This window comes from Cupriavidus sp. H39 (genome assembly GCF_050271075.1).
Classification (GTDB): Bacteria; Pseudomonadota; Gammaproteobacteria; order Burkholderiales; family Burkholderiaceae; genus Cupriavidus; species Cupriavidus necator_B.
Genome location: NZ_CP189848.1, coordinates 350,264 through 376,547, shown reverse-complemented (window position 1 = coordinate 376,547; position 26,284 = coordinate 350,264). Strand labels below are relative to the sequence as shown.

Annotated in this window: 26 protein-coding genes; 10 read left to right on the top strand and 16 right to left on the bottom strand. The window is 68.1% G+C overall.

From position 1 onward, the window contains the following. Positions 1–176 precede the first annotated feature (176 nt). Positions 177–1,274: a porin gene (locus ACOCMH_RS17140; protein WP_306854936.1), complete on the top strand. Its 1,098-nt coding sequence runs from the start codon at positions 177–179 to the stop codon at positions 1,272–1,274. Between the two features lie 51 nt (positions 1,275–1,325). Here the strand turns inward: ACOCMH_RS17140 and ACOCMH_RS17135 are convergent, their stop codons facing one another. Then, positions 1,326–2,105 (bottom strand): sensor histidine kinase, encoded by a 780-nt coding sequence (locus ACOCMH_RS17135; RefSeq protein WP_427312220.1) that lies wholly within the window; start codon positions 2,103–2,105, stop codon positions 1,326–1,328. Then, a complete protein-coding gene (locus ACOCMH_RS17130; protein WP_427312219.1) occupies positions 2,102–2,830 on the bottom strand; it encodes a response regulator transcription factor in 729 nt (242 codons plus the stop codon). The genes ACOCMH_RS17135 and ACOCMH_RS17130 overlap by 4 nt, the downstream gene beginning before the upstream one ends. Before the next feature lie 224 nt (positions 2,831–3,054). Here ACOCMH_RS17130 and ACOCMH_RS17125 point away from each other — a divergent pair, with 224 nt between their 5' ends. After that, positions 3,055–3,735 (top strand): response regulator transcription factor, encoded by a 681-nt coding sequence (locus ACOCMH_RS17125; protein WP_427312217.1) that lies wholly within the window; start codon positions 3,055–3,057, stop codon positions 3,733–3,735. 8 nt (positions 3,736–3,743) lie between these two features. Here the strand turns inward: ACOCMH_RS17125 and ACOCMH_RS17120 are convergent, their stop codons facing one another. The 3 genes from ACOCMH_RS17120 to ACOCMH_RS17110 form a co-directional block, all read right to left on the bottom strand. Continuing rightward, positions 3,744–4,736 carry a Bug family tripartite tricarboxylate transporter substrate binding protein gene (locus tag ACOCMH_RS17120; protein WP_427312215.1) on the bottom strand — a complete coding sequence of 331 codons (993 nt, stop codon included), beginning with the start codon at positions 4,734–4,736 and terminating at the stop codon, positions 3,744–3,746. A 99-nt stretch (positions 4,737–4,835) separates the two neighbouring features. Continuing rightward, a complete protein-coding gene (locus ACOCMH_RS17115; protein WP_427312213.1) occupies positions 4,836–5,102 on the bottom strand; it encodes a hypothetical protein in 267 nt (88 codons plus the stop codon). A gap of 86 nt (positions 5,103–5,188) precedes the next feature. Further along, positions 5,189–6,100 carry an EamA family transporter gene (locus ACOCMH_RS17110; RefSeq protein WP_427312211.1) on the bottom strand — a complete coding sequence of 304 codons (912 nt, stop codon included), beginning with the start codon at positions 6,098–6,100 and terminating at the stop codon, positions 5,189–5,191. A gap of 95 nt (positions 6,101–6,195) precedes the next feature. Between ACOCMH_RS17110 and ACOCMH_RS17105 the strand changes: the two genes are divergently transcribed. After that, positions 6,196–6,747, top strand: a complete 552-nt coding sequence (locus ACOCMH_RS17105; protein ID WP_427313313.1) for a MarR family winged helix-turn-helix transcriptional regulator — start codon at positions 6,196–6,198, stop codon at positions 6,745–6,747. A gap of 24 nt (positions 6,748–6,771) precedes the next feature. Here the strand turns inward: ACOCMH_RS17105 and ACOCMH_RS17100 are convergent, their stop codons facing one another. Next, on the bottom strand, positions 6,772–8,019 hold the full coding sequence (locus ACOCMH_RS17100) for an MFS transporter (RefSeq protein ID WP_427312209.1): 1,248 nt from the start codon (positions 8,017–8,019) through the stop codon (positions 6,772–6,774). A 128-nt stretch (positions 8,020–8,147) separates the two neighbouring features. Here ACOCMH_RS17100 and ACOCMH_RS17095 point away from each other — a divergent pair, with 128 nt between their 5' ends. Continuing rightward, positions 8,148–9,029 carry an AraC family transcriptional regulator gene (locus ACOCMH_RS17095; protein ID WP_427312207.1) on the top strand — a complete coding sequence of 294 codons (882 nt, stop codon included), beginning with the start codon at positions 8,148–8,150 and terminating at the stop codon, positions 9,027–9,029. Between the two features lie 20 nt (positions 9,030–9,049). On the opposite strand, the gene ACOCMH_RS17090 is transcribed toward ACOCMH_RS17095, so the two are convergent. The 3 genes from ACOCMH_RS17090 to ACOCMH_RS17080 form a co-directional block, all read right to left on the bottom strand. Further along, complete coding sequence (locus ACOCMH_RS17090) at positions 9,050–10,294, bottom strand: M20 aminoacylase family protein (protein ID WP_427312205.1); 1,245 nt, start codon at positions 10,292–10,294, stop codon at positions 9,050–9,052. 204 nt (positions 10,295–10,498) lie between these two features. Further along, the gene (locus tag ACOCMH_RS17085) at positions 10,499–11,347 is read right to left on the bottom strand and encodes a fumarylacetoacetate hydrolase family protein (RefSeq protein WP_427312203.1); all 849 of its coding nucleotides are present in this window, start codon (positions 11,345–11,347) and stop codon (positions 10,499–10,501) included. A 32-nt stretch (positions 11,348–11,379) separates the two neighbouring features. Beyond that, the gene (locus ACOCMH_RS17080) at positions 11,380–12,099 is read right to left on the bottom strand and encodes a GntR family transcriptional regulator (RefSeq protein WP_427312201.1); all 720 of its coding nucleotides are present in this window, start codon (positions 12,097–12,099) and stop codon (positions 11,380–11,382) included. 188 nt (positions 12,100–12,287) lie between these two features. Here ACOCMH_RS17080 and ACOCMH_RS17075 point away from each other — a divergent pair, with 188 nt between their 5' ends. The 3 genes from ACOCMH_RS17075 (at position 12,288) to gstA (ending at position 15,172) form a co-directional block, all read left to right on the top strand. Beyond that, positions 12,288–13,586 carry an MFS transporter gene (locus ACOCMH_RS17075; RefSeq protein WP_427312199.1) on the top strand — a complete coding sequence of 433 codons (1,299 nt, stop codon included), beginning with the start codon at positions 12,288–12,290 and terminating at the stop codon, positions 13,584–13,586. Between the two features lie 91 nt (positions 13,587–13,677). Continuing rightward, on the top strand, positions 13,678–14,406 hold the full coding sequence (locus tag ACOCMH_RS17070; RefSeq protein ID WP_427312197.1) for a maleate cis-trans isomerase family protein: 729 nt from the start codon (positions 13,678–13,680) through the stop codon (positions 14,404–14,406). 139 nt (positions 14,407–14,545) lie between these two features. After that, complete coding sequence (gene gstA / locus ACOCMH_RS17065; RefSeq protein WP_427312195.1) at positions 14,546–15,172, top strand: glutathione transferase GstA; 627 nt, start codon at positions 14,546–14,548, stop codon at positions 15,170–15,172. Positions 15,173–15,197: 25 nt separating this feature from the next. Here gstA and ACOCMH_RS17060 read toward each other — a convergent pair whose 3' ends face one another. The 6 genes from ACOCMH_RS17060 to ACOCMH_RS17035 form a co-directional block, all read right to left on the bottom strand. Then, positions 15,198–15,827: a glutathione peroxidase gene (locus tag ACOCMH_RS17060; protein WP_427312193.1), complete on the bottom strand. Its 630-nt coding sequence runs from the start codon at positions 15,825–15,827 to the stop codon at positions 15,198–15,200. 91 nt (positions 15,828–15,918) lie between these two features. Next, the gene (locus ACOCMH_RS17055) at positions 15,919–17,409 is read right to left on the bottom strand and encodes an MDR family MFS transporter (RefSeq protein ID WP_427313312.1); all 1,491 of its coding nucleotides are present in this window, start codon (positions 17,407–17,409) and stop codon (positions 15,919–15,921) included. A 322-nt stretch (positions 17,410–17,731) separates the two neighbouring features. After that, on the bottom strand, positions 17,732–18,172 hold the full coding sequence (locus tag ACOCMH_RS17050; protein ID WP_427312191.1) for a CBS domain-containing protein: 441 nt from the start codon (positions 18,170–18,172) through the stop codon (positions 17,732–17,734). A 156-nt stretch (positions 18,173–18,328) separates the two neighbouring features. Continuing rightward, positions 18,329–19,738: an ATP-dependent RNA helicase DbpA gene (gene dbpA, locus ACOCMH_RS17045; RefSeq protein ID WP_427312189.1), complete on the bottom strand. Its 1,410-nt coding sequence runs from the start codon at positions 19,736–19,738 to the stop codon at positions 18,329–18,331. Between the two features lie 22 nt (positions 19,739–19,760). Beyond that, complete coding sequence (locus ACOCMH_RS17040) at positions 19,761–20,684, bottom strand: DUF72 domain-containing protein (RefSeq protein ID WP_427312188.1); 924 nt, start codon at positions 20,682–20,684, stop codon at positions 19,761–19,763. 142 nt (positions 20,685–20,826) lie between these two features. Continuing rightward, positions 20,827–22,032 carry a DUF4382 domain-containing protein gene (locus ACOCMH_RS17035; protein WP_427312186.1) on the bottom strand — a complete coding sequence of 402 codons (1,206 nt, stop codon included), beginning with the start codon at positions 22,030–22,032 and terminating at the stop codon, positions 20,827–20,829. A 521-nt stretch (positions 22,033–22,553) separates the two neighbouring features. On the opposite strand from ACOCMH_RS17035, the gene ACOCMH_RS17030 reads away from it, so the two are divergent. Then, the gene (locus ACOCMH_RS17030; RefSeq protein WP_427313311.1) at positions 22,554–24,362 is read left to right on the top strand and encodes a methyl-accepting chemotaxis protein; all 1,809 of its coding nucleotides are present in this window, start codon (positions 22,554–22,556) and stop codon (positions 24,360–24,362) included. Positions 24,363–24,374: 12 nt separating this feature from the next. On the opposite strand, the gene ACOCMH_RS17025 is transcribed toward ACOCMH_RS17030, so the two are convergent. Next, positions 24,375–24,818 carry a helix-turn-helix domain-containing protein gene (locus ACOCMH_RS17025; protein ID WP_427312184.1) on the bottom strand — a complete coding sequence of 148 codons (444 nt, stop codon included), beginning with the start codon at positions 24,816–24,818 and terminating at the stop codon, positions 24,375–24,377. Positions 24,819–24,882: 64 nt separating this feature from the next. Here ACOCMH_RS17025 and ACOCMH_RS17020 point away from each other — a divergent pair, with 64 nt between their 5' ends. Next, on the top strand, positions 24,883–25,779 hold the full coding sequence (locus ACOCMH_RS17020) for a class I SAM-dependent methyltransferase (protein ID WP_427312182.1): 897 nt from the start codon (positions 24,883–24,885) through the stop codon (positions 25,777–25,779). Further along, positions 25,769–26,278, top strand: a complete 510-nt coding sequence (locus ACOCMH_RS17015) for a DUF2938 domain-containing protein (RefSeq protein WP_427312180.1) — start codon at positions 25,769–25,771, stop codon at positions 26,276–26,278. The genes ACOCMH_RS17020 and ACOCMH_RS17015 overlap by 11 nt, the downstream gene beginning before the upstream one ends. The last annotated feature ends 6 nt before the right edge of the window (positions 26,279–26,284 follow it).

Here is a 26,284-nt window from a genome sequence, read left to right as displayed (position 1 = left end):
TGTAGCGGCCAGACAACGAATTCCCACCAATTTGCTGCTTGAAAGCGCGGCTCCACGGAGTTTTGTGTCCTTGTTCCTTACGTTTTGTTAAATTTTCGCGGCGTTTACACGAAACGTAGACCTCTATCCCCGCCGTGATCCGGCGAAGGGCAAGTACAAGACAGAAAAGGAGCACCATGAAGAAATCGGCCATCGTCCTCGCAGCCGGCAGCCTGCTGGCAGGTTCGGCATTCGCCCAGTCGTCCGTCACCCTGTACGGCATCGTTGACCAGAGCATCCGCTTCACCACCAACGCCAACGCCAACAACGATCACCTGTTTGAACTGACCAACGGCGCAGTTACCAACAGCCGCTGGGGCCTGAAGGGCAGCGAAGCCCTCGGCAACAACCTGAAGGCGATCTTCCAGCTCGAAGGTGGCTTCGATCCGGATACCGGCCGTTCCAATCAAGCCAGCGCCACCAACCCGAATGGCCGCCTGTTCGGTCGTCAGGCATACGTTGGCCTGTCGGGTGACTTCGGCACGATCAAGCTGGGCCGCCAGTACACCGAAGGCTTTAACTTCTTCGGCGACTACGATCCGCTGACCATCGGCAACTACACCGCCAACGCCTGGCCGTTCTTCCTGACCCAGTTCCGCAGCGACAACGTGGTCAGCTACGGCGGCAAGTTCGGTGGCCTGGACGTGGGCGCCAGCTACGGCTTCGGCGAGCAACCGGGCAGCATGACCCGGAACCAGTACTGGGGTACCCGTGCCGCCTACACGTACGGTCCGTTCGGCATCGGTGGCGTGTACCAGGAAATCCGCGACATCAACGGCAACAAGCAGCAAATGTGGGGCGCTGCGGGCAAGTATGCCTTCGGCCCGGCCAAGCTGTTCGTCGGCTACGTGGGCGGCAAGGACCGCACCGGCGTGATCGACAACGGCTTCCTGAACAACTCGGCTGCCGCGCCCGCTCCGGCCGTGGTCACCGCTGGCGCTGCCAACAACCCGCGCAAGGACACCATCGGCTACATCGGCCTGACCTACCAGGCCACCCCGGCCCTGGCGCTGACGGGCGTGTTCTACGGCGACTACGTCGAGAACAAGAACGGTGTGAACGACAACAACGGCCGCCGCTACACCGGCGTGCTGCTGGCCGAGTACTCGCTGTCCAAGCGCACCCAGGTTTACGGCACGGTTGATTTCAACAAGGTTTCGGGCGGCACCACCACCGAACTGCCGGGCCGCAACAACCAGACCGGCGCTGCCGTCGGTATCCGCCACATCTTCTGATCGATACCTGATCAGCAGCACCTGGCGAAAGGCACCTTCGGGTGCCTTTTTTCATGGGCGCGGCCGGCGCCGCAGCCACAGGTACCAGCCCGCCTGCGCGGCAGTGCCTTGCACCGGCTGCAGCGGCACCAGCAGGCCGCCATGGCGTGCCACCACCCGCTGTGCGCACAGCAGCGCGGGGCCGGGCCGGGCCAGTTGCGCGGCGCCCGCGTCATCGGCGGGCTGGAACACGATCGACAGCGCCACGCCACCGGCATGGCCGCGGCACGCGGTGCGCAGGGCCGTGCCCGGCGCCGCCGCGCCGATGGCGCTGGTCAGCAGCCATTCGAGCGTGCCGGCGAGCATCGCCGCATCCCCGCCGATGCGCGGCAGGCGCGCTGCCGGGCGTTCCAGCCGCACGCCGGCCTCGCTGGCCTCGGTCCAGACACGGTCCAGCGCTTCATCGAGCAGGGTTTCCATGGCGATCCGCCGCATCCGGTACGCATGCCGCGTTTCGTGCAGCAGCCGGTTCAGGTCGTCGATATGGCGCAGCGAGCGGCGCGCATGGCCGCCCACCTGCGCCAGCAGCGCCGCATCGGCCTGCGACCGGGTCTGGCGCAGCGCCAGCCACGCCAGCAGCGAGGCGTTGGGTTCGCGCAGGTCGTGGCCAAGCACATGCAGCACCATGTCTTGCACGGCGGCCGGAGCGCGCACGTCGTCGCCGCCGCTGCTTGCCGGTGCCGGCGCCGGTGCCGGCATCGCTGCGGCGCCGCGCGCGCGTCGCGCCAGCCAGCAGCCGCCAAGGCACACTGCCGCGGCAACCAGCGCATGGTGCAGCGGGCGCGCCGTCATGCGGCGGCCCGCTCGGCGTGTGCCATGCGCTCCAGCCGGTAGCCATGCGTATAGACCGGGGTCAGCCGCATGCCGTGTCCGGCCTGCAAGCCGAGCTTGCTGCGCACGCGCGACACGTGGGTATCGATGGTGCGCGACATCGGCGAGATCTCGCGGCCCCAGACCGCGGCGGTGATGTGGTCGCGCGTGACGATACGGCCTTCGTGGCGGAACAGCAGCACCGCGAGGTCGAACTCCTTGGGCGTCAGGCCGATCGGCTCGCCGTTGCAGGTGACCTTGCGCAACGCGCAGTCAAAGGCGTAATCGCCCAGCCGCAGCGGCGCGTGCGGCGACGCCTGCGCGGGATAGGCGCGCCGCAGCAGGCACCCGATGCGCGCGGCCAGTTCGGCCGGGCGGATCGGCTTGACCATGTAGTCGTCGGCGCCGGCGGCGAGCGCACTGACGATATCGTGCTCGGCATCGCGGCAGGTCAGGAACATGACCGGAATGCGCCGGTCCAGGTGGGTGCGCACCCAGGCCAGCACCTCGCGCCCGGACAGGTCGGGCATGTGCCAGTCCAGCAGCAGCAGGTCGAAGCCGGCGTCGCGCAGCGCCAGCAGCAGGCGCCGGCTTTCGCCGAAGCTGACGCATTCAAAGCCCGCGCCGGCGACGACCTGGCGGATCAGCGCCGCGTCCGCGGGCGCGTCTTCAAGCGATGCAATGCGCGTTGCCGTTTTCTTTCCCATGTTGCCTCCGACGGAACTAGGTCATTAGCGGGACATTTGAACCGGTGTTGCGTGCCGCACGAATAGGAAAGGGCTCAATCTCGCCTTTCAACAATCTTTTACTTCTGGCCTCAGCGCGCCGCTCCTACCATGGGCTTCGCTGCGGGCCGAATGGCGCCCGTGGTGACCAGGCTGTGTCCATCCATCGGCGCATTGCGGTGCGCCCGCGCACAGGAGCCACGTCCGTGAAGATCGCCGCGCTGCAGGCGGACCCCACCCTCGCCGTCAGCATCGAACAGACCCTGCGCCTGAACGGCCACCAGTGCACGCGCTACCTCAGCGGGCGCAGCCTGATCGGCGCGCTGCGCGGCAGGTCGTTCGACCTGCTGATGCTGGATTGCGATACGCCGGGCATCCCGGCACTCGAAGTGCTGGCATGGGTGCGCCGCACGCTGGGCCACGAACTGCCGGTGATGCTGACCGGCAGCTCCAATGAAGAAGGCTTTGTCGCGGCCTGCCTGGCGCAGGGCGCGGACAGCTACGTGCCCAAGCCGCTGCGCACCGCGGAACTGGCCGCGCGCGTGCTGGCGCTGCTGCGCCGCGCGCGGCCGGCCAGCGCGGACTGCGACCTGGAACACGGGCCGTTCCGCTTTGCCACCGCCGAGCGGCAGGTGTGGGTGCAAGGCAAGCCGGTACTGCTGGCCCCGAAGGAATTCGACCTGGCGGTGCTGCTGTTCCGCAACCTGGGTTCGCTGGTGCTGCGCCAGACCATGGTCGACCAGGTCTGGCGCTATCACATGGACACCGCTTCGCGCACGGTCGACAGCCACCTGTCGCGCGTGCGCACCAAGCTGGCGCTGTGGCCGCACAACGGCGTGCGGCTGTCGTCGGTGTATGGGCTGGGGAGCCGGCTCGATGCGGCCTAGCCCTTCAGTCAGTCAGCCTTGATCCCGGCTTCCCTGACGATGCGGGCGTTCTCCGCGGACTCTTCGCGGATGGCCTTGGCAAACTGCGCCGGGGTGCCGCCGGTCGGCACTTCGCCGCCCTTGAGCAGGCGCTCGTGGACTTCCGGCTCCGCCAGCGCCTTGTTCAGTTCGGCGTTCAGGCGGTTGATGATGGCCGCGGGGGTCTTGCCCGGCGCGAAGATGCCGAAGGTAGAGGTCAGGTTGGCCTTGGGGTAGCCCAGCTCGGCCAGCGTCGGCACGGCGGGCAGGCTCTCCAGGCGCCTGGGCGCGCCCACCGCCAGCGCGCGCAGGCGGCCCGCCTGCATATGCTGGGTCAGCACCGGGCTGGCGTTGGTGCTCATCACCTCGAACTGGCCGCCGAGCGCATCGTTCATCTGCTGGCCCGCGCCCTTGTACGGAATCAGCACGATGTCGGCCTTCGACTTCTGCTTGATCTGTTCCAGCACGACATGGCCGACGGTGCCCAGGCCCGAAGTGGCCCAGCGGACCGAGCCCGGCTTCGCGCTGGCCTGCCCGACCACGTCGGCAAAGCCCTTGCCGCTGAACGCGGCAGTCGCGACCACCAGCACCGGCGAATACATGACGCTCATCACGGGGGCCACATCCTTCTGCGGATCGTAGTTGACGCGGCCGACATGCGGATTCAGCGTCAGCGGGCTGGTCGCGGCGAAGCCCAGCGTGTAGCCGTCCGGCGCGGCCTTGGCCACCGCATCGATGCCGATGCTGCCGCCGGCGCCGGCCTTGTTCTCGACCACCACCGAGGTACCCATCTGCGCCGACAGCCGTTCGCCGAGTGCGCGCGCCACGGTGTCGCTGATGCCACCGGTGGGATAGGCGACGATGAGGCGGATCGGGCGGCTGGGATAGGCGTCGGCTGCGGCGACAGCGGCGGGAGCAAGCGCGGCGGCACCGCTGAAGACGCACGCTGCGGCCAGCAGCGACGAGCGGAAGGGAAAGGCCATGATGAAGAAGCGGGAGAGATTCGACGGGAGGGGCCGCGCGGCGGCAACGGACACGCCTGGCGCGGAACAGCCGCTATCTTAGCCGATCGTGCGGCGCGCTCAGCGCTCCAGCGGCCGTTCCGGCACCCACGAGACAAAGAGTTCGTTGGCGCGATCGTAGAGCCGCCAGCCCGTACCGCAGTCGCGGCAGCAAAACGACAGCATGCTGTAAGGCACCCCGGCGGCACTCTGCGTGACCACCGGCGCCGTGCCGCGCAGTGCCAGGCAAGCCGGCGGCTCGCGCCGGCGCGGGTCGTCGGCCAGCGCCAGGCAGCGCTCGCAGGGCGGCGTGGCGGGGGCGGCGGAAGGGGTTGGGGCGGGAGGCATCGTCGGGGGGAACGGGCACGTCTGACTGAGTGCCCGCCATGATGCCGCAAAATTCCGCGCGGCAGCAGCACCCTTCGCGGATGACATCAGGCGGGCTGCGTGCGCGTCACTGCGGCCGGCGTGGCCGCGCGCTGGCCAAGCCACACGCTGGCCAGCACCAGCAGCGCGCCGGCGGCCTGGACCGCCGTCAGTGCCTGCCCCAGCACCAGGAAGCCGAGCACCGTGGCGCTGACCGGACTGAGCAAGCCCAGCGCCGCCACCGCCGCCGGCGCCATGCGCCCTACCCCGCGGAACCACAGCGCGTAGCTGAAGCCGGCGCCGACAATGCTCAGCCATGCATAGCCGAGCCAATTGGCCAGCGTGAAATGCCCTGGCAGCGGCTCCAACGCCAGCGCGAAGGGCAGCAGGAACAGCCCGCCCGCGCACAATTGCCATGCCGTCAGCACCAGCGGCGAGACCGGCGGACGCCAGTGCCGCGTCAGCACCGTACCCACCGCCATCGACACGGCCCCCGCGGCCGCTGCCGCCACGCCTACCGTGTCCAGCCTGGCGGCCGGCCCGAGCACCAGCAGCGCCACGCCCAGCAGCCCGCCCGCGCCCGCCATCCACGCGGCGGGGCGCGGACGTGCGCCCAGCCAAGCCCACGCCAGCACCACCACGATCAATGGCTGGATCGCGCCCACGGTGGCCGCGACACCACCCGGCAGCCGGTAGGCGGCGATAAACAGCATCGCCTGGAAGAAGCCAATATTGAGCACGCCCAGCACCGCCGCGCGCCACCACCAGCTGCCCCGCGGCAGTTGCCTGCCGAAGGCCAGCAGCGCCAGCCCGGCCGGCAGCGCCCGGATCACGCCGGAAAGCAGCGGCTGCCCGGGCGGCAGCCACTGGCTGGTAACCAGGTAGGTGCTGCCCCAGATCGCCGGGGCCAGCCCGGTCAGCAGGATGTCCCGGAGGCTCGGGGCCGGCGCCGGGGCAGTGGAAACTCCATTCGCCTTCATGTCGATATTCTTGATGTCAAGATAAATCACTTTACGAAGGCGATTGGTTGATGTCAAGATACTTCCGTCTACCTCGTATCTACGTCGCCGCCCTGATGACCGCCCGCCGCAAACCCGAAGACCTACCCGACCATGTCGACGGCATCCTCGCCCAGTGGTCGCGCGAACGGCCTGATCTTGATGCCTCGCCGATGGGTATCCTAGGGCGGCTGGGCCGGCTCAACCGCCATACCGGCCGCGCCATCGAAGCCGCGCTCGGGGCAACCGGGCTGCAGCCGTGGGAGTTCGACGTGCTGGCGACGCTGCGGCGGAGCGGCCCGCCCTATGCGCTGTCGCCGGGCGCGCTGATCGGTTCGCTGATGATTACCTCGGGCACCATGACCAACCGGCTCGACCACCTGGAGCGAGCCGGGCTGGTGCGGCGCGAGCCTAATCCGGAGGACCGGCGCGGGCTGCTGGTGGCGCTGACCGACGCGGGTCGCGAACGCGTCGACCACGCGGTGGAGCTGCACGTGGCCAACGAGCATCGCCTGCTGGAGGGGTTGACCGCGACGGAGCGCGCGCAGCTGGCCGCGCTGCTACGCCGCTGGCTGCGCATGTTCGAGCCGCCACCGGGCGATGGCGGCGAAGGCAAGCCGGGCGACTGATCGCCTGCACTTGCCTGGCGCGCGTCAGGCGCGCTGCGGACCCTCGCGCAGATCCGGCAGGAACACCGTCAGCAAGCCCAGCAGCGGCAGGTAGGCGCAGTACTCGTACACCGCGCGGATACCGTGGGTATCGGCCATGCCGCCCAGCACCGCGGCGCCAATGCCGCCCATGCCGAAGGCAAAGCCGAAGAACAGGCCCGCGACCATGCCCACCTTGCCGGGGATCAGTTCCTGCGCAAACACCAGGATCGCCGAGAACGCCGAGGCCAGGATAAAGCCGATGATGAAGGTCAGCACCGTGGTCCAGAACAGGCCCACGTGCGGCAGCAGCAGCGTGAACGGCGCCACCCCCAGGATCGAGGCCCAGATCACGCGCTTGCGGCCGATGCGGTCGCCGATCGGCCCGCCCAGGATGGTGCCGGCGGCGACCGCGAACAGGAACAGGAACAGGTGCAGCTGCGCGTCCTGGCGCGCCATCGCGAAGCGCTCCATCAGGTAGAAGGTGTAGTACGAGGTCAGGCTGGCCATGTAGAAGTACTTGGAAAACACCAGCACCATCAGCACTACCATGGCCCGCACCACCACGCGCGTGGCCACCGGGCTGGCTGCCGCGCCCGCGGCCTTGCGCTTGCGCGCGCCCTGCGCCAGCTGGCGCGCGTACCAGCCGCCGATGCGCCACAGCACCACGATGCCCACCAGCGCCGCCAGCGAGAACCACGCCAGGCTGGCCTGCTGGTGCACGATCAGCGCGGCCAGCAGCGGGCCCATGGCGCTGCCGCCGTTGCCGCCCACCTGGAAGATCGACTGCGCCAGCCCATGCTGGCCGCCCGACGCCATGCGCGCCACGCGCGACGACTCCGGATGGAAGATCGACGAGCCGGTGCCGACCAGCGCCGCGGCCACCAGCAGCACGCCATAGGTAGGCGCCACCGACAGCAGCAGCAAGCCCGCCAGCGTAAACGCCATCGCCACCGCCAGCGAACGCGGCTTGGGATGCTTGTCGGTGTACAGGCCCACCACCGGCTGCAGCAACGACGCGGTGACCTGGTAGGTCATGGTCAGCAGCCCGATCTGGCTGAAGCTCAGGTTGAAGCCGCCCTTCAGCATCGGATAGATCGCCAGGATCAGCGACTGGATCATGTCGTTGAGGAAGTGGGCGAAGCTGATAGCCGACAGCACGCGGAAACCGGTGCGTTCTGCCTGCGGGGATGGCGACGGGGACGGGGTCGCGGGGGCTGCGCCAGCCGGCGCGGCGTCGATGGTTGTGCTCATTGGCGGCTCTCGACAAACAGAAAGCGGCCAGCGGGGGCGCCGGCCAGGAAAGGACCTAAGCCCCGATGCTAGCTGGCGCGCCCGCGCCTGTCCTGCGAGAATAGGTCCGCAACCTTGGAGAAAAGGACATGGCGCGCGCCCCCCGCCCTCTTTCCGAAGCGGCCGCCGCGGCCCCCGCCAGCCGCCGTTCCCGGCAGCCACTGCCCGATCCGACGCCCGAGACGCTGGCACTGGGCGATACCTACGGCGATCCGCCACCCTATTTCCGTTTCGACCGCAGCCCGCTGCCGGTCACCGCGATGGCCGCCGACTACCTGCCCGGCCACGTGACCCGGCCGCACCAGCATCCGCACGCGCAACTGATCCACGCGGTGCACGGCGTGATGGTGGTGGCGACTGTCGAAGGCCAGTGGATCGTGCCGCCCACGCGCGGCATGTGGATGCCGGGCGGCACCACGCACTGGATCCGCATGGTGGGCCAGGTGCAGATGCGCACCGCCTATATCCGCCCCGATGCCGCGCCCGACCTGCCACAGCGCTGCACCGTGCTGGGCATCTCGCCGCTGCTGCGCGAGCTGATCCTGGCCGCGGTGGAGATTCCGCTGCCTTACGCGCCGGACACGCGCGATGCCCGGCTGATGCGGCTGCTGCTCGATGAAGTAATGCTGGTGCCGTCGCTGCCGCTGCACTTGCCGCGCCCGGCCGATGCCAGCCTGCGCCAGATCTGCGACGCCATCGCCCGCGCGCCCGATACCGCGCTGACGCTGGCCGACTGGGGCGCGCGGCTGGGACTGGACCCCAAGACCATCCAGCGCCGCTTTGCGCGCGAGACCGGCATGACCTTCGGCCAGTGGCGCCAGCAGGCACGCCTGCTGGCCGCGCTGGAAAAGCTGGCGGCGGGCAGCAAGGTGGTGGATGTGGCGCTGGACCTGGGCTATGACAGCCCGAGCGCATTCGCCACCATGTTCAGGCGGCAGTTCGGCGTGCCGCCGAGCGCGTTCTTCCGTTAGGGGCGCGGGCCCCCCCGTGCTCAGTTGCCCAGGTAGCGCTCCACCAGCCGCGTCCAGTAGGCGGCGCCGACGGTCAGGTTGTCGTCGTTGAAGTCATAGCCGGCGTTGTGCAGCAGCGGCTGGTTGGCGCCGTTGCCCAGCCGCACGAAGCAGCCGGGGCGCTGCTGCAGGAAGTAGGCAAAGTCCTCGCTGCCGGCGATGCGCGCGGCCTGGTCCACCACCTTGGCGCCGCCGACCAGTTCCTCGGCCACCTGGCGCGCGAACTCGGTCTCGCGCTCGCTGTTGACCAGCACGGGGTAGCCGCGCACGTAGTCGATTTCGGCCACCGCGCCGTAGCCTTCGGCGTGCGACGTGGCGAGCTGGCGGATGCGGTGCTCCAGCGCGGCGCGCACATCAGGACTGAACGAGCGCACGCTGATCTCCATGCGCGCATGATCGGGGATCACGTTGGGGGCGTGGCCGGCGTGCAGCGTGCCGATGGTCACCACAGCGGTTTCGTTGGGGTCGACATAGCGCGACACCACCGACTGCAGCGCCATCACCAGGCTGCCGGCCACGAGGATCGGGTCGACCGACTGGTGCGGCCGCGCGGCGTGGCCGCCCTTGCCGCGGATGGTGATGGTGACGGTGTCGCACGCCGCCATGAACGGGCCCGAACGGAACAGGAAAGTGCCCTGCTCCATGCCCGGATGGTTGTGCAGCCCGAAGATGGCATCGCAAGGAAAGCGCTCGAACAGGCCATCGGCCAGCATGCGCTCGGCGCCGCCGCCGGCGCCGATTTCCTCGGCCGGCTGGAAAATCAGGTGCACGGTGCCGTTGAAGTTGCGCGTACGCGCCAGTTGCCTGGCCGCGCCGAGCAGGATCGCGGTGTGGCCGTCGTGGCCGCAGGCGTGCATGCGGCCCGCATTGACGCTGGCGTATGGCAGCGCGGTGCGCTCGTGGATCGGCAAGGCATCCATGTCGGCGCGGATGCCCACGCTATGCCCGCTCTCGCCACTGCGCAACGTGCCCACCACCCCGGTCCCGCCCACGCCGCGCGTGACCGTGTAGCCCCAGCCTTCCAGCAAGGTGGCGACCAGGCCGGCGGTACGGACCTCGTCGAAGGCCAGTTCGGGATGCTGGTGGATATTGCGCCGGATGGCTTCGAGTTCGGCGCGGCTGTCCAGGGTATCGGCCAGCGCGCAGTAGCGATGCTTCAGCGATGACGCGGGGGACTGCAGGGTGGTGCCGAGATAAGACTCGATTTCGGGGGCGTGCTCAGACATGATGTTTTGCTCTCTGGCGAAACCTGTGTAACCAGTATTTCACGCAGAAAACGCGAGCGAAACGCCAGGCCGGCGATTTCCTGTAAAACCATGTAATCGGGCCGCATTAGGCGCCAGAACTGTTGCCCTAATCGTACGCTTTGTGTGGAAACCCAACGCTTTGTATGAAAGCGTATCGATGGGGAACCCTTCTGGCGCCCGCTGTCAGCGCTCGCCGTACGCCACCACCCGCTGCACCTGCTCGCCCAGCCCGTCCACGCCCAGGCGCATGGTGTCGCCCGCTTTCAGGAAGCGCGGCGGCTTGCAGCCCATGCCCACGCCGGGCGGCGTGCCGGTTGCGATCAGGTCCCCTGGCAGCAGCGTCATGAAGCGGCTGACATAGCTGACCAGCGTCGCCACGTCGAACACCATGGTGGCGGTGGTGCCCTGCTGCACGCGCTCGCCATTGACCTCCAGCCACAGCCCCAGCGCCTGCGGGTCCGGCACTTCGTCGCGCGTCACCAGCCACGGGCCGGCCGGGCAGAAGGTGTCGCAGCCCTTGCCCTTGTCCCAGGTGCCGCCGCGCTCGATCTGGAACTCGCGCTCCGAGACGTCGTTGACCACGCAGTAGCCCGCCACGTGCTCCAGCGCCTGCTCGCGCGAGACGTTGCGCGCGGTGGTGCCGATGACCACGCCCAGCTCCACCTCCCAGTCGGTCTTGTTCGAGCCGAATGGCAGCATCACCGCATCGTTGGGGCCATTGAGCGAGCTGTTGGCCTTGAGGAACACGATCGGCTCGGCCGGCAGCGGCATGCCGGCTTCGGCGGCGTGGTCGGCATAGTTCAGGCCAATCGCGACGATCTTGCCGAGTCCGGTCCAGGGCACGCCAAAACGCGCGCCTTCGATGACAGGCAGCGTGTGCGGATCGACCTGCGCCAGCGCCTGCAGCGCGGCCGGCGCAAGTTGCGCCGCATCGACATCGTGGATCACGCCAGACAGGTCGCGCACGCGGCCTGCCGCATCGATCATGGCGGGACGCTCGGCGCCCGGGTGGCCTACTCGAACCAGTTTCATCGTCGTCGTGGTGTGGTGAATGTTTAAGGGGTTCAGGCGGATTGCTTGAGCGCGCCGGCGCGTCCGGTGCCTTCGGCCAGCGTTTGCGCCACCACGGTCAGCACTTCCCGGGCGGTGTTCTCGGAATGGCTGCGCAGCACCTGGGCCAAGCGCGGCCGGCCGGGTTCACGCAGCGCGGCCATGATGGCCTCGTGTTCCTCGTGCGACTCCTGCCAGCGCAGGGTATCGGCGTTGGCGGCGCCGCGCGCGCGGTGCACCTTGCTCATCAGCGTGGCGTAGATGCTGGCCAGCACCGGGTTGGCGGCGCCGTCGATGATGAGCTGGTGGATTTCCTGGTTGATGCGGAAATAGTCGGTGCGCCGGCCGGCGGCGTGGGCGTCGATCATGGCCTGGTGGCGGCGCTCCAGCTTGGCCATGGCCGCCGCGCCCAGCCGCTGCGCTGCCAGTTCGCCTGCCAGCGCCTCGAGGCCGTGCAGGGTTTCGAAGGTGGCGCGCAATTCTTCCAGGTCCAGCGGCGCCACCCGGTAGCCGATGTACTGCCGGTGCAGCACCAGCCCCTCGGACACCAGCACCTTCAGCGCCTCGCGCAGCGGCGTCTTGGAGACATCGAAGGTCTCGCAGAAGGCCCGTTCATCGATGCGCGCGCCGGGCGGCAATTCGCCCTCTTCGATCATGGTGCGCAGCCGCGCGGCGATTTCGGCCGACATGCCAAGCGTGCGCAGGCGCGCGGAAGGGGAAAGCGTTTGTGTCACAGACGTCACCAAAATGGGGAAATGCACCACAGCAAGGCTACCACACCCCGAAATTGTGCATCCGCAACATCGTAAAATCAATGACTTACACGCGTTGTAATTACAGATTACGTATCCTATACTCCGGCCTGTTGCGCGACACCCATTAGAACTGCCTCAACCAAAGGACGAAACAGGAGACGAACGTCATGCAGACGACAACGCGGGCAACAGTGGTTACCGAGGCCAGGACCTCGGTCCGCTGGAAGATTTTTTTGATGATGTTGTTTCTCATCGCGATCAACTACATCGATCGCGCCTCACTGTCGGTGGCGATGCCGCTGATCGCCAAGGAGTTCGACCTCAGCCCCACCATGCAGGGCCTGATTCTCAGCTCCTTCTTCTGGACCTACGCGCTGATGCAGGTACCGGGCGGCATGCTGGCCGACAAGTACAAGCCGCGCATCGTGATTGCGTGCGCCACCGTGTTCTGGGGCATTGCCCAGGCTGTGGCGGCATTCACCACCAGCGCTACAGCACTGCTGCTGACGCGGCTGGGCCTGGGTGCGGCGGAGGCGCCGATCTACCCGGCCGGCGGCAAGCTCAATGCCATCTGGATGACGCAGAACGAGCGCGGCCGCGGGGCCACCCTGCTGGACGGCGGCGCGCCGCTGGGCGCGGCACTGGGCGCGATCATCATCACGTGGCTGATCGCCTCGCTCGGCTCGTGGCGCCTCGCCTTTATCGTCGCCGGCGTTGGCACGGTGCTGGCCGGCGTACTGGCCTGGTACTACGTGCGCAATTCCCCGCGCGAGCACCGCGGCGTCAATGAACTGGAAGCCCGCTACATCGAGGAAGCCCTGGCCAATGAACACCGCGCCGAGCCGGCCAACCTGTCGGGCCGCTCGCTCGACTTCTTCAAGTACCGCTCGGTGTGGTGCATGGCGATCGGCTGGATGTGCTTCAACACTGTGTTCTATGGCCTGCTGACCTGGATGCCCAACTACCTGAACAAGGTGCACGGCTTCGACATCAAGCAGATGGGCGGCGCCAGCTTCATCATCTTCTTCAGCGGCTTTATCGGCGAACTGATCGGCGGCTGGATCGCCGACAAATGGAAGGAAGCCGGCGGCCGGCCCAATGTGGTGATGCGCACGCTGTTCGGCATCGCCGCGGTAGTGGCCACGGCGTCGATCTTCTCGGTGGCCTACGTCACCGACCCGGTGGTGGTGGTCGTGCTGCTGTCTTCCACGCTGTTTTTCCTGCGCTGGTGCGGCCTGTTCTGGTGCGTGCCGTCGATGCTGGGCACGCGCAACAAGGTCGGCTTCCTGGGCGGCGTGATGAACCTGGGCGGCAATATCGGCGGCATCTCGGTGCCGATCATCGTCGGCATGATCGTGCAGTTCACCGGCTCGTACTTCCTGGCGCTGATGTTCTTCGCCGCGGCCGGCGTGGGCCTGCTGCTGGCTTCCACCGCGATCGACTACGAGACTAAGATTCCGGTCTGAAGACCCGTCGGATCACCGAGTTCCGCAAAGCAACCCGCGCAAGGCGCCGGCAACGTCCCGGCGCCCGCACTCACTCCTGAGACACAAGCAAATGACCAAGCAAATCCGACTCGGCATGCTGACGCCGTCTTCCAACACCGCGCTCGAACCGATCACCAGCGCGATGGTGGCCGGCCTGCCCAATGTCAGCGCGCATTTCTCGCGCTTCACCGTGACCGAGATCTCGCTGCGCGACCAGGCGCTGGGCCAGTTCAACCTGGACAAGATCCTGGCCGCCGCCAGCCTGCTGGCCGACGCGCGCGTCGATGTCATCGCCTGGAACGGCACCTCTTCCGGCTGGCTCGGCTTCGACAAGGACGAAGCGCTGTGCAAGCAAATCACTGAAGCCACCGGCATCCCGGCCACCACCTCGGTGCTGGCGCTCAACGAGATCCTGGAAAAGACCGGCGCGCGCAACTTCGGCCTGGCCACGCCGTACCTGGACGACGTACAGCAGCGCATCATCGCCAACTACGAGCGCAGCGGCTTCCACTGCGTGGCCGAGAGCCACCTCGACCTGCACGTCAACTACAGCTTCGCCGAGGTCGAGGAAAACACCATCCGCGACATGGTGCGCGGGCTGGCGCAGCATCAGCCGCAGGCCATCACCACGTTCTGCACCAACCTGCGCGCGGCGCACCTGGCGGAAGAACTGGAAGCCGAAACCGGCATCCCGCTGTACGACACCATCTCCACGGTGGTGTGGAAATCGCTGCGGCTGTGCGGCGTGGACACGCGCGAGCTGCGCGGCTGGGGCCGCCTGTTCCGCGAAGTCGAGTAAGCCGGGACAGCCGGAAGTCCTGTGCAGATCTGCAATGCGCGTCCGCAAGGACGCGCATTGCTGCACAAGCGCCCCGATCCTAGACTGCCTGCACGGCCGCCGCATGGCGTGGCGGCCTGGCAACCACCACAGGATCGCGATGAAGCTCTACTACACGCCGGGCGTTTGCTCGATGGCCGTCCATATCGCGCTGCGCGAAGCCGGCCTGCCGGTCACGCTGGCCAAGGTCGACCTGCACCACCACAAGCTCGCCGTGCCGGAAAACGGCACCGACGACTACTACACCATCAACCCGCGCGGCTACGTGCCGCTGCTTCAGCTGGACGACGGCTCGCGCCATACCGAGGTGGCCTCGCTGCTGCAATACATCGCCGACCTGGTTCCCGAACGCGCGCTGCTGCCCGCCGCCGGCACCCGCGAGCGCCTCCAAGCCACCGGCTGGATCACGCTGGTGTCGACGGAATTGCACAAGGTCTTCAGCCCTTGGCTGTGGCACAAGGAAACCGCGCAAAGCACGCAGGAAGAATGCAAGGCCAAGCTGCACCGCCGCTTTGCCGAACTGGACCAGCATCTGCAAACCCGCGCGTACCTGACCGGCGACACCTTCACGGTGGCCGATGCGTACTGCTTCACCATCGTCGGTTGGGCCCGCATCCTGAAGCTGCCGCTGAATGACTACCCGGCGCTGCAGCAATACCTGTCCCGCGTTGCCGCGCGGCCCGCGGTGCAGGAAGCGATGCGGGCCGAAGGGCTGGTGCGCGACTGAGTCAGGCCGCGCGACGAAGCGCTGCTCAGCGCGGCGCGCCGAGCAGCGCTTCGATCTTCGCCACCAGCTCCTTGTCGTCCGGCGCGGTGCGGCTGCCGTAGCTGGACACCACCTTGCCGTCGCGGCCGATCAGGTATTTGTAGAAATTCCATTTGGGCGCGGTGCCGGTCTGCTTCGCCAGCAGCGCGTACATCGGGTTGGCGTCGCTGCCGCGCACATGCGACTTGCCCAGCATCGGGAACTTGACGCCGTAGGTGTTGTAGCAAAAGTCCGCGATCTCTTTCTGCGAGCCCGGCTCCTGCGAGAAGTCATTGGACGGGAAGCCCAGAACCACCAGTCCGCGCGCGCCGTACTTCGCGTACAGCGCCTCAAGCCCTTCGTACTGCGGCGTGAATCCGCAATAGCTCGCGGTATTGACCACCAGCACCACCTTGCCCGCGTACTGGCACAGGTTCTGTGGCGCATCGTCCTGCAGGCGCGGGAAGGTGAAGTTGAGCGAGGCCGGGCAAGCGCCGGCCGCGGCCAGTGCGGCAGGCACGGCAGGCTTGTCGGCGGCGCGCAGCGGCGACGGCGTCAGCGTGGCGCCGGCCGCGGCCAGGGTGAGGGCGGCAGCCAGGGGGGCGGACAGGCGGAAAGTCAGGGGACGACGGCTCATGGCAACGGGGCTCCGGTGGTCGGCTCGCAGTAGCAGGTACGCTAGTTTATGCCCACGGCGGCCTGCCGGATGCGCCCCCGCTTCAGTCCGGTCAGTCCATCGCCAACGTGGCGGCGTGTTCGGTCACGCTGCTGCGCAGCTCCACGTCTGGCATGCGGCGCACGATCAGCAGCGCCAGTACCGCCGCCGCCGCGCCCACCGCAAAGATCAGGTGAAAGCCGGATTCGACGCCGCCCGCCAACACCGCGCGTACCGAGGGCGACAGCTGCGCGAAGGCCTCGCTGCCATGGCGCAGCGCGCCCAGGTCCAGCACTTGCGTGACCCCCGAGGCCGCGAGCGAATGGCGGAATTCCAGCGTCAGCAGCGTGCCGGCCAGGGCGCCGCCCAGCGCGCTGCCGAGCGAGCGCAGCACCAGCAGCGCGCCGGTGCCGGCGCCGGTATCGCGGCGCTCCAGCGTGTTCTGCACGCTCATCAGCGTCGCCACCATGGTGATGCCCAGGCCCACGCCGGCCAGCGTCATCGCCGCCAGCACCACCGACAGCGGCACGCCGGGGGTCACCAGCGCCAGCACGATCAGCCCCAGCGCGCCGGCGATATAGCCCGCGGTCAGGATGCCGCGCATGCGGCCCACCCGCGGCGCCAGCCACGCCACGATGAAGTTGCCCGCCACCGTCGCCAGCAGGAACGGCATCACCAGCAGGCCGGAGGTCGACGCATCGGCGCCGCGCACCAGCTGGAAATGCAGGGGCAGGGCGAAGATGCACAGGAAGATGTCGAGCGCGGCCAGCGCCGACGCGGCCACCCCGAGCACATAGGCACGGTTGGCGAACAGGCGCGGCGGCAGCATCGGGTCCGCCGCGCGGCGCTCCTGCCAGCCCAGCAGCAGCACGGCCGCGACCGCGGCCAGCAGCAGGGCGCCCAGTTCCGGCGAGAGCCAGTCGTAGACGTCGCCGCCCCAGCTCATCGCCAGCAGGAAGGCAACGATGGCCACCGCCAGCAGCAGCGCGCCCAGCCAGTCGACGCGCGCGCGCCCGCCGCGCGCGGGCAGCATGGCCAGGCCGCGGTAGCACATGAACATCGCCAGCAGGCCCAGCGGCACGTTGACCCAGAACAGCCAGCGCCACGACATGTGGTCGGAGACCCAGCCGCCCACCAGCGGCCCGGCGATCGACGCCACGGCCCATACCGTGGCCAGGTAGCCCTGGTAGCGCCCGCGCTGGCGCGGCGCCACCACGTCGGCGATGGCGGCCTGCGCCAGCGACATCAGCCCGCCGCCGCCCACGCCCTGCAAGGCGCGGAACAGGATCAGCTGTCCCAGCGTCTGCGCCAGCGCGCACGCCACCGAGGCGCCGATAAACAGTGTGATCGCCACCATCAGCAGGCGCCGCCGCCCGAAACTGTCGGACAGCTTGCCGTACAGCGGCGTGGTCACCGTCGACACGATCAGGTAGGCCGTGACGATCCACGACAGGTGGCCGAAGCCGTTCAGGTCATTGGCGATTGCCGGCACCGCCGGGATCACCACGGTCTGGTCGAGCGCGGCCAGCAGGATGCACAGCACGATGCCGCCAATCACGCGCATCACCGCGCGGTGATCGTGGACGGGCAGGGCGGTTGTGTTGCCGGGGGTTGGCGAAACAGGCGATGCGGCAGAAGCGGGCGAAGACATGGGCAAGCACAAAGCCGCAGCAATGTGCGGCGAAAGCAACGACGAATGCGGGGAATCTCGGCCGGGAACCGCGCGAGGGGGGCGTGATGCCGGGGCGGTTGGCCTAATTCAGCGAACGCATAATTATATGCGGCCATCGCATATCGTGCTTGCAGCGGGATCGGGCCGGTCGGACATGGCCTCCCGCGGGAGCCGCTGCCTTCGCCATCAGGGCCGGGCAGCGACCCATGAAACGCTAATGTCCGCCGCCAGTGATGTAATGCTCCAGCTGCTCGATGATGAACTGCTGTTCGGAGATGATGTCCTTGACCAGGTCGCCGATCGACAGCATGCCGATCAGCTCGTCGCCCTGCATCACCGGCAGGTGGCGCAGCCGGTGCCGGGTCATCAGCGCCATGCATTCGTCGGTGGTCTGGTTGGCGCTGACGTAGATGACCGCGGTGGTCATGATGTCGCGCACCAGCGTCTCGCGCGAGGTGCGCTGCATCAAGATCACCTTGCGCGCATAGTCGCGCTCGCTGAGGATGCCCTTGATCTCGCCATGCTCAATGACCAGCAGCGCGCCGATGCCTTTCTCGGCCATCAGCTGCAGCGCGGCGTAGACTGTCGCCGTGGGGGGAATGCTGTAGATGGCCTGACTCGGCTTGGACTCCAGAACCTGGCGTGCGGTTTTCATCACCAACTCCTCTTCCGTCTAGAAACATGCGGCTGGCGCTACCTGGCTTGCTGCCAATGGAACCAGAGTAGCAAAGGAATGCGCCGGCTTACAGGGTGACTTACGCTAATCTTCGTAAGCAAGGGTGTGGCGCACCCATTACTGGCCGTTGGCGCCTTACTCTGTCAGCAACCGCACTTTCACCTTCTTGCCCTTGACCTTGCCGGCGTTGAGCCGCTTCACCGCCTCGCGGGCGATGCTGCGTTCCACGGCGATATAGGTCGACATTTCCAGCACGTTGATCTTGCCGATCTGCTCCTTGGCAAAGCCGGCCTCGCCGGTCAGCGCGCCGAGGATGTCGCCGGGGCGGATCTTCTCCTTGCGGCCGCCCAGCATCTGCAGCGTCACCATCGGCGGCAGCAGGCGCTCGGTGCTGGCTGGGGTCAACTCGGCCGGCGGATGCCATTCGAACTCGCCGCCGTGGTGCTGCTCGAGGTTGCCCACGCGGCCCATCTCGTCCATGCTGACCAGGCTGAAGGCCCAGCCCTCCTGGTCGGCACGCCCGGTGCGGCCAATACGGTGCACGTGGACTTCCGGGTCGGGGGTGATCTCGACATTGATCACCGCCTCCAGCTGGGCGATATCAAGCCCGCGCGCGGCCACGTCGGTAGCTACCAGCACCGAGCAGCTGCGGTTGCCAAACTGCACCAGCACCTGGTCGCGCTCGCGCTGCTCCAGTTCGCCGTGCAGCGCCAGCGCCTGGTAGCCCTGCGCGCGCAGCAGTTCCACCAGGTCGCGGCAGCGCGCCTTGGTATTGCAGAAGGCCAGCGTGCTGGCCGGCCGGAAGTGGTCCAGCAGCCGCCCCACCGCGTTCAGGCGCTCGCTCTCTTCCACCTCGTAGAAGCGCTGGCGGATGGTGCTGTTGTCGTGCGTGGCATCCAGCTTGAGCGACTGCGGCTGGCGCAGGAAGCGGTGGCTGAGCTTGTCGATGCCGGGCGGGTAGGTCGCGGAAAACAGCAGGGTCTGGCGGTCCTTCGGGCAACGGCTGGCCACATAGGCGATGTCGTCGAAGAAGCCCATGTCGAGCATGCGGTCGGCCTCGTCCAGCACCAGCGTGCTGATGCCGGACAGGTCCAGGCTGCCGCGATCGATGTGGTCCAGGATGCGGCCCGGCGTGCCGACCACGATATGCGCGCCATGGATCAGGCTGTCGACCTGCGGGCGCATCGGCGAGCCGCCGCACAGTGTCAGCACCTTGACGTTTTCTTCGGCGCGCGCCAGGCGGCGGATTTCCTGCGTGACCTGGTCGGCCAGCTCGCGCGTAGGGCACAGCACCATGGCCTGCACGTCGAAGCGGCGCGGATCGAGCCGGTGCAGCAGCGCCAGCCCGAACGCCGCGGTCTTGCCGCTGCCGGTCTTGGCCTGCGCCACCAGGTCCTGGCCCGCCAATGTGATCGGCAGGCTGGCCGCCTGGATCGGCGTCATTTCGTCATAGCCGAGCTGCGCCAGCGTGGCGAGCATGGCGGGCGACAAGGGCAGGGTGGAGAAAGCGGTGCCGGCTTGCGGCTGGGCGGGGGTCGAGTTCATGCGCGATTATAGCGAGGCGGCGTCAGGCATTCGCATCGGCGGGCGGGGTCCAGCCCAGCCGCTCCAGCAACGCCTGCGCGGCGGCCGGGGCTCGTTCCTTGGCACCGTTGATGAAGAAGATAAAGACCTCGCGCTTGCGTGCAGCGGGCTTGCGGTCTTCGAGCATCGGCAAGTCGTCCGGCTGCGCGCCCCGCGCCCACGACTGCGCGCGTTCGGCCCATTGGTCGAGCGCCTTCGGACCATAGCCGGTCTTCAGCTTCTCGCTGCTTTCCATCAGTCGGGCGTAGACAAAGTCGGCGGTCGGGTCCGCCATCGACGGGAATTTATGCGAATCCGTAAAGACCGTGGCGGCCTTGTACTTGCGGGCGAGCTTCAGGTAATCCGGCGAGCGGAAGCTGGGGTGGCGCACCTCCAGCACATGGCGCAGCCTTACGCCTTCCACCGAATCCGGCAGCAATTGCAGGAAGGCCTCGAAGTCTTCGGCATCGAACTGCTTGGTCGGCGCGAACTGCCACACCACCGGCCCCAGCTTGCGGCCCAGCTCGGCAATGCCGCTGTCGACAAAGCGCGCGATTGAGTCCCCGGAGTCCGCCAGCACGCGGCGGTTGGTGGCAAAGCGCGAGGCCTTTACCGCAAAGACAAAGTCATCGGGCGTTTCGTCGCGCCACTTGGCGAACGAGGTGCGCTTCTGCGTGCCGTGATAGGTGCTGTTGATTTCGATCGCGCTGAGGTGGCGGCTGGCGTAGGCCAGCTCGCGCGACTGCGGCAATTTCGCGGGATAGAAGTTGTCGCGCCACGGCGCGTAATTCCAGCCGCCGATGCCCACGCGCACCAGTCCGGCCGGCGTGGCGGCCTTGCGCGATGGCGCGGTCGATGTTGCTTTGGACGCGGGCGCTGCGGGTACTGCAGGCGTGGATGCGGCCTTCGCCGCGGGGCGTGCTGGCATGGCGCGGTCTCCCGAATCGCGAGACTGGCAGTCTAGCGGGAATCCAAGCCCGGCGGGTGACGGCGCGCCTAAACCGATCGCCCATGAAAAAACCGGAAGAGGGCAAACGCCCCCTTCCGGCCCGCTCCCCGATCCCCCGGGTTCAGAACGAGAAATTGAGCAGCGCGTCCGCGATATTGACGTCCGCGGGCTGCGTCTGCGCGGCACCGGTGATGCTGGTGGCCTGGATGCTGTACTTGCCGGCCGCGGCGCCATCCGGCGACAGCGGGATCGGCAGCGCGGCCTGGTAGGTGCCGATCACCGGCGCGGCCACCGGCAGCGCTGGTTCGGCCGCAAACAGGCTGTAGGCGCCGGTATCGCTGGCCGCCGCGGTCGCGGCGATTTCAAAGGTACCGCCGCTGACCAGTTGCAGCGCGCGCAGCGTGGCTTCGGCCGAAGCCGGCGCCACCACGCCCGACACGCGGCGATAGGTCGATGCCGGCAGCGTCATCGGTGCCGCCGCGGTCGAGACCACGGTGGGCGTGCCCACCACCACCGGCACGCCGCGCACGATGCCCGCGGCCTTGGCGTTGGCCGCACCCGGCACCACCACCACGTCGACCGGACCAGCCGTGCTGCTTTGCTCGATCGGCGACAGCCGGAAGCTGCCGTTGGCATCGGCCACGGTCGCCTTCACCACCACGCCATTGCGCTCGGCATAGACGCGCGCACCCGGCGCCGCGGCCACCACGCCGTTCACTTCGCCGCTGACGGTCATCGGGATCGCGGTCACCACCGGCTTCAGGCCATAGGTGCCATTGCCGCGCGTCACCACCGACTTGCATGCGTCGAAGTCCAGCACCAGGTCGGTCAGCGTGTCGCGCGCCACCGTGAACGGACGATTGATCTTGATGCCGGATTGCACCGCGCTGGGCGTATCGAGCGCCTGCTCGGTGCCGCCGACGGGCACCACGGAATTGGCCAGGGCCGCCGCGCCGCCGCCACGGTTGGCATCCAGCACCAGGCGCACCTGCTGGTAGTTGCCAGCCGGCAGCGCGGTCTGGCCTAGCACCGTCATCACGCCGTTGGTCAGCGACAGCAGGTCGATCTTGCGCGCCGGCACCACATCGATATCGACCCAGCCGGCGGCGTTGGTCTCGGCGCTGGCGCTGCTATGCACGCGCACCTTGTTCACCGTCACGAAGACATTGCTGAAGCCGCAGGCCGGCGCATCGGTCATCGACACCTGCAGCGTGCCCCGACCGGCGCCACCATCATCGCCGCCGCCACCGCCGCAGGCGGCCAGCGCAAGGACGCCGCTCAGGGCCAGCAGACGCAACGGCGCGGAAGTATTAGAAAGGACTGACACGGTAGTTTCTCCGCATTGTTGTTTGTGGGGTGATCGGAGCATATGTTGCGGTTCGCATAATCGTTGTAAATCTTTGTAATACGTTGTGAAAAAGTCCGCGCATTGTCTGCATGAGCGGTCAGCCTGTCTTGGAGGAACGCCACGGCCGATCGCTTGACGCCGTCAGCGCGGCGCCGCAGCGCTTCTGCTGCATTCCAGCCCTTGCGCGGAAGCGAGCGCTTCGGTTTTGCCGTTGCGCCGCAGCGCGGCGCTTATTGCAGTGCATTGACGCGGTTCGGCAGACCGCTGATCCGTTTCGCATCCGCCGGGCGTGCTGGTGCGCAATTGCTGCCTGCCGCTGCTGCAATGCCTTTTAAAGCGGCGACTCCTGCACGATTTCGGCCCATTGTTTCGTCAACTTTCGCGCACCGCCCGCGATTCCGTCACATTGCTCAAGTCGGCAGGCCGCGCACCGTATACAGCGGGGTGGAAATCCCACGCTGCAGATCTCTGCAAACGCCCCCAACGATTCCTTACGAAGGATTCCCCTTGATGTTCATTTCCCTCCGGCGCGGATCGTGGCCCTGTGCGTGGCCATCGTGGTCGCCGCGCTCGCCATTAACACGGCACTGAACCAGTTCGTTGCCAATCGCTATAACGAAGACGCCATCGACAGCAGCCTGGCCGCCGTGCAAAGCGGGCACGCCAGCGCCATCGTCGACTGGGTCGCATCGCACAGCCAGATGATCGCGTCGCTGCAGGATGCCGTGCTGCAGCCCGAGCCCGACGCTGCGCTGAAGCAGGTTGCCGATGCCGGCGGCTTTACCAACGTCTACGTCGGCTACGCCGACAAGAGCGCGAAGTTTTCCAACCCGCAAGGCATCCCGCCCGGCTACGATCCCACCGGCCGCCCCTGGTACCAGCAGGCCGCCGCGGCCGGCAAGCCCGTGGTCACGCCGCCTTACGTCGATGCCGGCACGGGCAAGCTGGTGGTGGCATTCGCCACGCCGGTGGTGCGCGACGGCGCCGTGCGCGCCGTGGTGTCGGGCGATGTCGCCATGGACACCGTGATCGCCAACGTCAAGGCGATCCACCCGTCGCCGGCAAGCTTCGGCATGCTGGTGGCCATGAACGGCGACATCGTCGCGCACACCGACGACAAGCTGACGCTCAAGCCGGTGACGGAGCTGGTGCCCGCGCTGACCGCCGACAAGCTGGCCGCCTTAACCGGCGCGAAGACGCCGCTGGAAGTCGAAGTCGGCGGCAACGCCAAGCTGCTGGGCGCGCGCGCCATCCCGGGCACCGACTGGATGGTCATCGTCGCCCTGGACAAGGCCGAAGCCACCGCGGGCATGCGCTCCGTGCTGATCGCTTCGGTCATCGCGCTGGTGCTGATCGCCGGCGTGGCCGCGGCGGTGGTGTGGGGCGTGGCGACGATGTCGCTGCGTGGCCTGTCCACCGTGCGCGACGCCATGGACGCGATCGGCTCCGGCGACGGCGACCTGACCCAGCGCCTGCCCGCTACAGGCCATGACGAGGTCGCGCAGATCGCGCGCGCCTTCAACGCCTTCGCCGACAAGCTCTGCACGATCTTGCGCCAGATCCGCGATGCCAGCGAATCCGTGCGCGCCGCTTCCGACGAGATTGCCGCCGGCAACATGGACCTGTCGCGCCGCACCGAGTCCGCCGCCGCCAGCCTGCAGCAGACCGCCGCGTCGATGGAAGAAATCACCGCCACGGTCGGCCAGTCGGCCAGTTCGGCGCAGCACGCCAACGCCTCCGTCGCGGCCGCCTCGCGCGTGGCCGCCGACGGCGGCGTGGTGATCGGCGCAGTGATCAGCACCATGGGGCAGATCGAAACCGCCTCGGTCAAGGTTTCCGACATCATCGGCGTGATCGAGGGCATCGCCTTCCAGACCAACATCCTGGCGCTCAACGCCGCCGTGGAAGCCGCGCGCGCCGGCGACCAGGGCCGGGGCTTCGCCGTGGTCGCCGGCGAAGTGCGCGCGCTGGCCCAGCGCAGCGCCCAGGCCGCGCGGGAAATCAAGACCCTGATCGAAACCACCGTCGGCAGCGTCGCCACGGGTTCGGACCAGGTCCGACGCGCCGGCGACACCATGAGCGAGATCGTCAGCAACGTCTCGAAGGTGACCGAAATTATTAACGAGATCACTCATGCGGCGACGGAACAGACGCGCGGCATTCAAGAGGTGAATATGGCCGTGGGCCAGCTGGATCAGATGGTGCAGCAGAACGCCGCGCTGGTGGAGCAGTCCAGCGCGGCGGCAGCAGCGCTGCAGGCGCAGGCCGGAAGCCTGGCTGGGGCGGTGGGGCAGTTCAGGCTGGGCTGAGTTCCCGGGCAATCATCGCGATCTGGCCGGTGGCGCGGGTGCGCGCTCGCGCCGCCCGCCGATCGCCCCGGAAGCCGCCGCCTGCACGATGCGCCGGAAGGTCGGGCACTCCATATGGCTGGGCGCCGGGCAAACCGCCGCATGCCGCAGCCCGTCGCGCATCGCCGTCAGCTTGCGGATGGTCCGGTCCAGCTCGTCCGCCCTGGCGGCCAGCATCTGCCGGTCGATGCGCGGCTGGCCCTGCGGCGAGAACATCCGCGCAATGTCGTCCAGCGTGAAACCGGCGGCCCGCCCCAGCGCGACCAGCGCCAGCCGCTCCAGCACGTCGGCGGCGAACACGCGCCGCATCCCGCGCCGGCCAATCGACGCGATCAGGCCCCTTTCCTCGTAGTACCGCAGCGTCGAGGCCGGCACGCCGGCCTGCCGGGCCACTTCCGCAATATCCAGGCTTTGCACCCTTGACCTCAAGTCGACTTGAACTGGCACAGTGTAGCTTCCAACCAGGCAAGGGGATACGACCATGGGTGAACAACGGCAAACCAGCGGCAATGGCAACGAGCAGGCCGCACTGTGGAACGGCGCGTCAGGCCAGGCGTGGGTCGAGCACCAGGGACTGCTGGACGACATGCTCCGGCCCTTGGAGGAACTGCTGGTCGAAGCCGTGGCCCGGAACCGGGCGCAGCGCATCCTCGATGTCGGCTGCGGCACCGGCAGCACCACGCTGGCACTGGCGCGGCGCCTGGGTGCGCGGGGCCGCTGCACCGGCATCGACATTTCCGCACCGATGCTCGCCGCCGCGCGCGCACGCGCCCAGCGCGAGGGCGCCAACGCAGACTTTATCCATGCCGATGCGCAAGAGCACGCCTTCGCCCCGGCAAGCTTCGACATGATCGTGTCGCGCCTGGGCGTGATGTTCTTCAGCCACCCGGTGCGCGCCTTCGCCAACCTGCGCCGGGCTGCGACGTCCGACGCCACGCTGCACTGCATCGCCTGGCGCAGCGCCGCCGACAACCCCTTCATGACCACCGCCGAGCGGGCCGCCGCGCCGCTGCTGCCAAACCTGCCGCCGCGGCAGCCGGGCGCGCCGGGACAATTCGCCTTTGGCGACCGCGGGCGCGTGCTGTCGGTACTGCAAGCGAGCGGCTGGGGCGATATCGACATCCGCCCGACCGACGTGAGCTGCACGCTGCCGGAGCCGGCCCTGGCCGGCTACCTGTCCCGGCTCGGTCCCGTGGGGCTGGCGCTGCAAGGCGCCGACGCCGCCACGCGCGAGCGGGTTATCGACACCGTGCGCGCCGCATTCGCGCCCTACGTGCATGGCGACACCGTGCGCTACACCGCAGCGTGCTGGACCATCACCGCCCGCGCGACCGCGGCCACTTCGCCCAATGGCCAGGACTCAAACCATGCCGGATAGCACCACCGCAATGCTGCTCCATGCCACCGTGATCGGCACCGGCGCGACGCTGGTCATGGATGCCTGGGCCATCCTGCGCAAACGGCTGCTCGGCGTGCCCGCGTTGAACTATGGCCTGGTCGGGCGCTGGCTCGCCTGGCTGCCGCGCGGACGTTTGCGCCATCACCCCATCGCCGCCACGCCACCGGTGCGCGGCGAGCAGGCCATCGGCTGGTTCGCCCATTACCTGACGGGGATCGCGTTCGCGGGAATATTGCTGGCGTTATGGGGCCTGGACTGGACGCGCCACCCGACGCTGGCGCCAGCACTGATGGTCGGCATCGGCAGCGTCGCCGCGCCATTCCTGGTGATGCAGCCGGCGATGGGCGCCGGTATCGCGGCCCGCCGCACGCCACGGCCGAACATGGCACGGCTGCATAGCCTGTTGACGCATGCAGTGTTCGGGGTGGGGTTGTACGGGGCGGGTTGGGTGGCGAGCCTTGCGACCAGGTCGCTCTGATCAGCG

Excerpts from the sequence above, each read along its gene's own strand:
- ACOCMH_RS17140 (WP_306854936.1), top strand. The coding sequence starts at position 177 with ATGAAGAAATCGGCCATCGTCCTCGCAGCCGGCAGCCTGCTGGCAGGT.
- ACOCMH_RS17135 (WP_427312220.1), bottom strand. The coding sequence starts at position 2,105 with ATGACGGCGCGCCCGCTGCACCATGCGCTGGTTGCCGCGGCAGTGTGC.
- ACOCMH_RS17130 (WP_427312219.1), bottom strand. The coding sequence starts at position 2,830 with ATGGGAAAGAAAACGGCAACGCGCATTGCATCGCTTGAAGACGCGCCC.
- ACOCMH_RS17120 (WP_427312215.1), bottom strand. The coding sequence starts at position 4,736 with ATGGCCTTTCCCTTCCGCTCGTCGCTGCTGGCCGCAGCGTGCGTCTTC.
- ACOCMH_RS17115 (WP_427312213.1), bottom strand. The coding sequence starts at position 5,102 with ATGCCTCCCGCCCCAACCCCTTCCGCCGCCCCCGCCACGCCGCCCTGC.
- ACOCMH_RS17110 (WP_427312211.1), bottom strand. The coding sequence starts at position 6,100 with ATGAAGGCGAATGGAGTTTCCACTGCCCCGGCGCCGGCCCCGAGCCTC.
- ACOCMH_RS17105 (WP_427313313.1), top strand. The coding sequence starts at position 6,196 with ATGACCGCCCGCCGCAAACCCGAAGACCTACCCGACCATGTCGACGGC.
- ACOCMH_RS17100 (WP_427312209.1), bottom strand. The coding sequence starts at position 8,019 with ATGAGCACAACCATCGACGCCGCGCCGGCTGGCGCAGCCCCCGCGACC.
- ACOCMH_RS17095 (WP_427312207.1), top strand. The coding sequence starts at position 8,148 with ATGGCGCGCGCCCCCCGCCCTCTTTCCGAAGCGGCCGCCGCGGCCCCC.
- ACOCMH_RS17090 (WP_427312205.1), bottom strand. The coding sequence starts at position 10,294 with ATGTCTGAGCACGCCCCCGAAATCGAGTCTTATCTCGGCACCACCCTG.
- ACOCMH_RS17085 (WP_427312203.1), bottom strand. The coding sequence starts at position 11,347 with ATGAAACTGGTTCGAGTAGGCCACCCGGGCGCCGAGCGTCCCGCCATG.
- ACOCMH_RS17075 (WP_427312199.1), top strand. The coding sequence starts at position 12,288 with ATGCAGACGACAACGCGGGCAACAGTGGTTACCGAGGCCAGGACCTCG.
- ACOCMH_RS17070 (WP_427312197.1), top strand. The coding sequence starts at position 13,678 with ATGACCAAGCAAATCCGACTCGGCATGCTGACGCCGTCTTCCAACACC.
- gstA (WP_427312195.1), top strand. The coding sequence starts at position 14,546 with ATGAAGCTCTACTACACGCCGGGCGTTTGCTCGATGGCCGTCCATATC.
- ACOCMH_RS17060 (WP_427312193.1), bottom strand. The coding sequence starts at position 15,827 with ATGAGCCGTCGTCCCCTGACTTTCCGCCTGTCCGCCCCCCTGGCTGCC.
- ACOCMH_RS17055 (WP_427313312.1), bottom strand. The coding sequence starts at position 17,409 with ATGCGCGTGATTGGCGGCATCGTGCTGTGCATCCTGCTGGCCGCGCTC.
- ACOCMH_RS17050 (WP_427312191.1), bottom strand. The coding sequence starts at position 18,172 with ATGAAAACCGCACGCCAGGTTCTGGAGTCCAAGCCGAGTCAGGCCATC.
- dbpA (WP_427312189.1), bottom strand. The coding sequence starts at position 19,738 with ATGAACTCGACCCCCGCCCAGCCGCAAGCCGGCACCGCTTTCTCCACC.
- ACOCMH_RS17040 (WP_427312188.1), bottom strand. The coding sequence starts at position 20,684 with ATGCCAGCACGCCCCGCGGCGAAGGCCGCATCCACGCCTGCAGTACCC.
- ACOCMH_RS17020 (WP_427312182.1), top strand. The coding sequence starts at position 24,883 with ATGGGTGAACAACGGCAAACCAGCGGCAATGGCAACGAGCAGGCCGCA.
- ACOCMH_RS17015 (WP_427312180.1), top strand. The coding sequence starts at position 25,769 with ATGCCGGATAGCACCACCGCAATGCTGCTCCATGCCACCGTGATCGGC.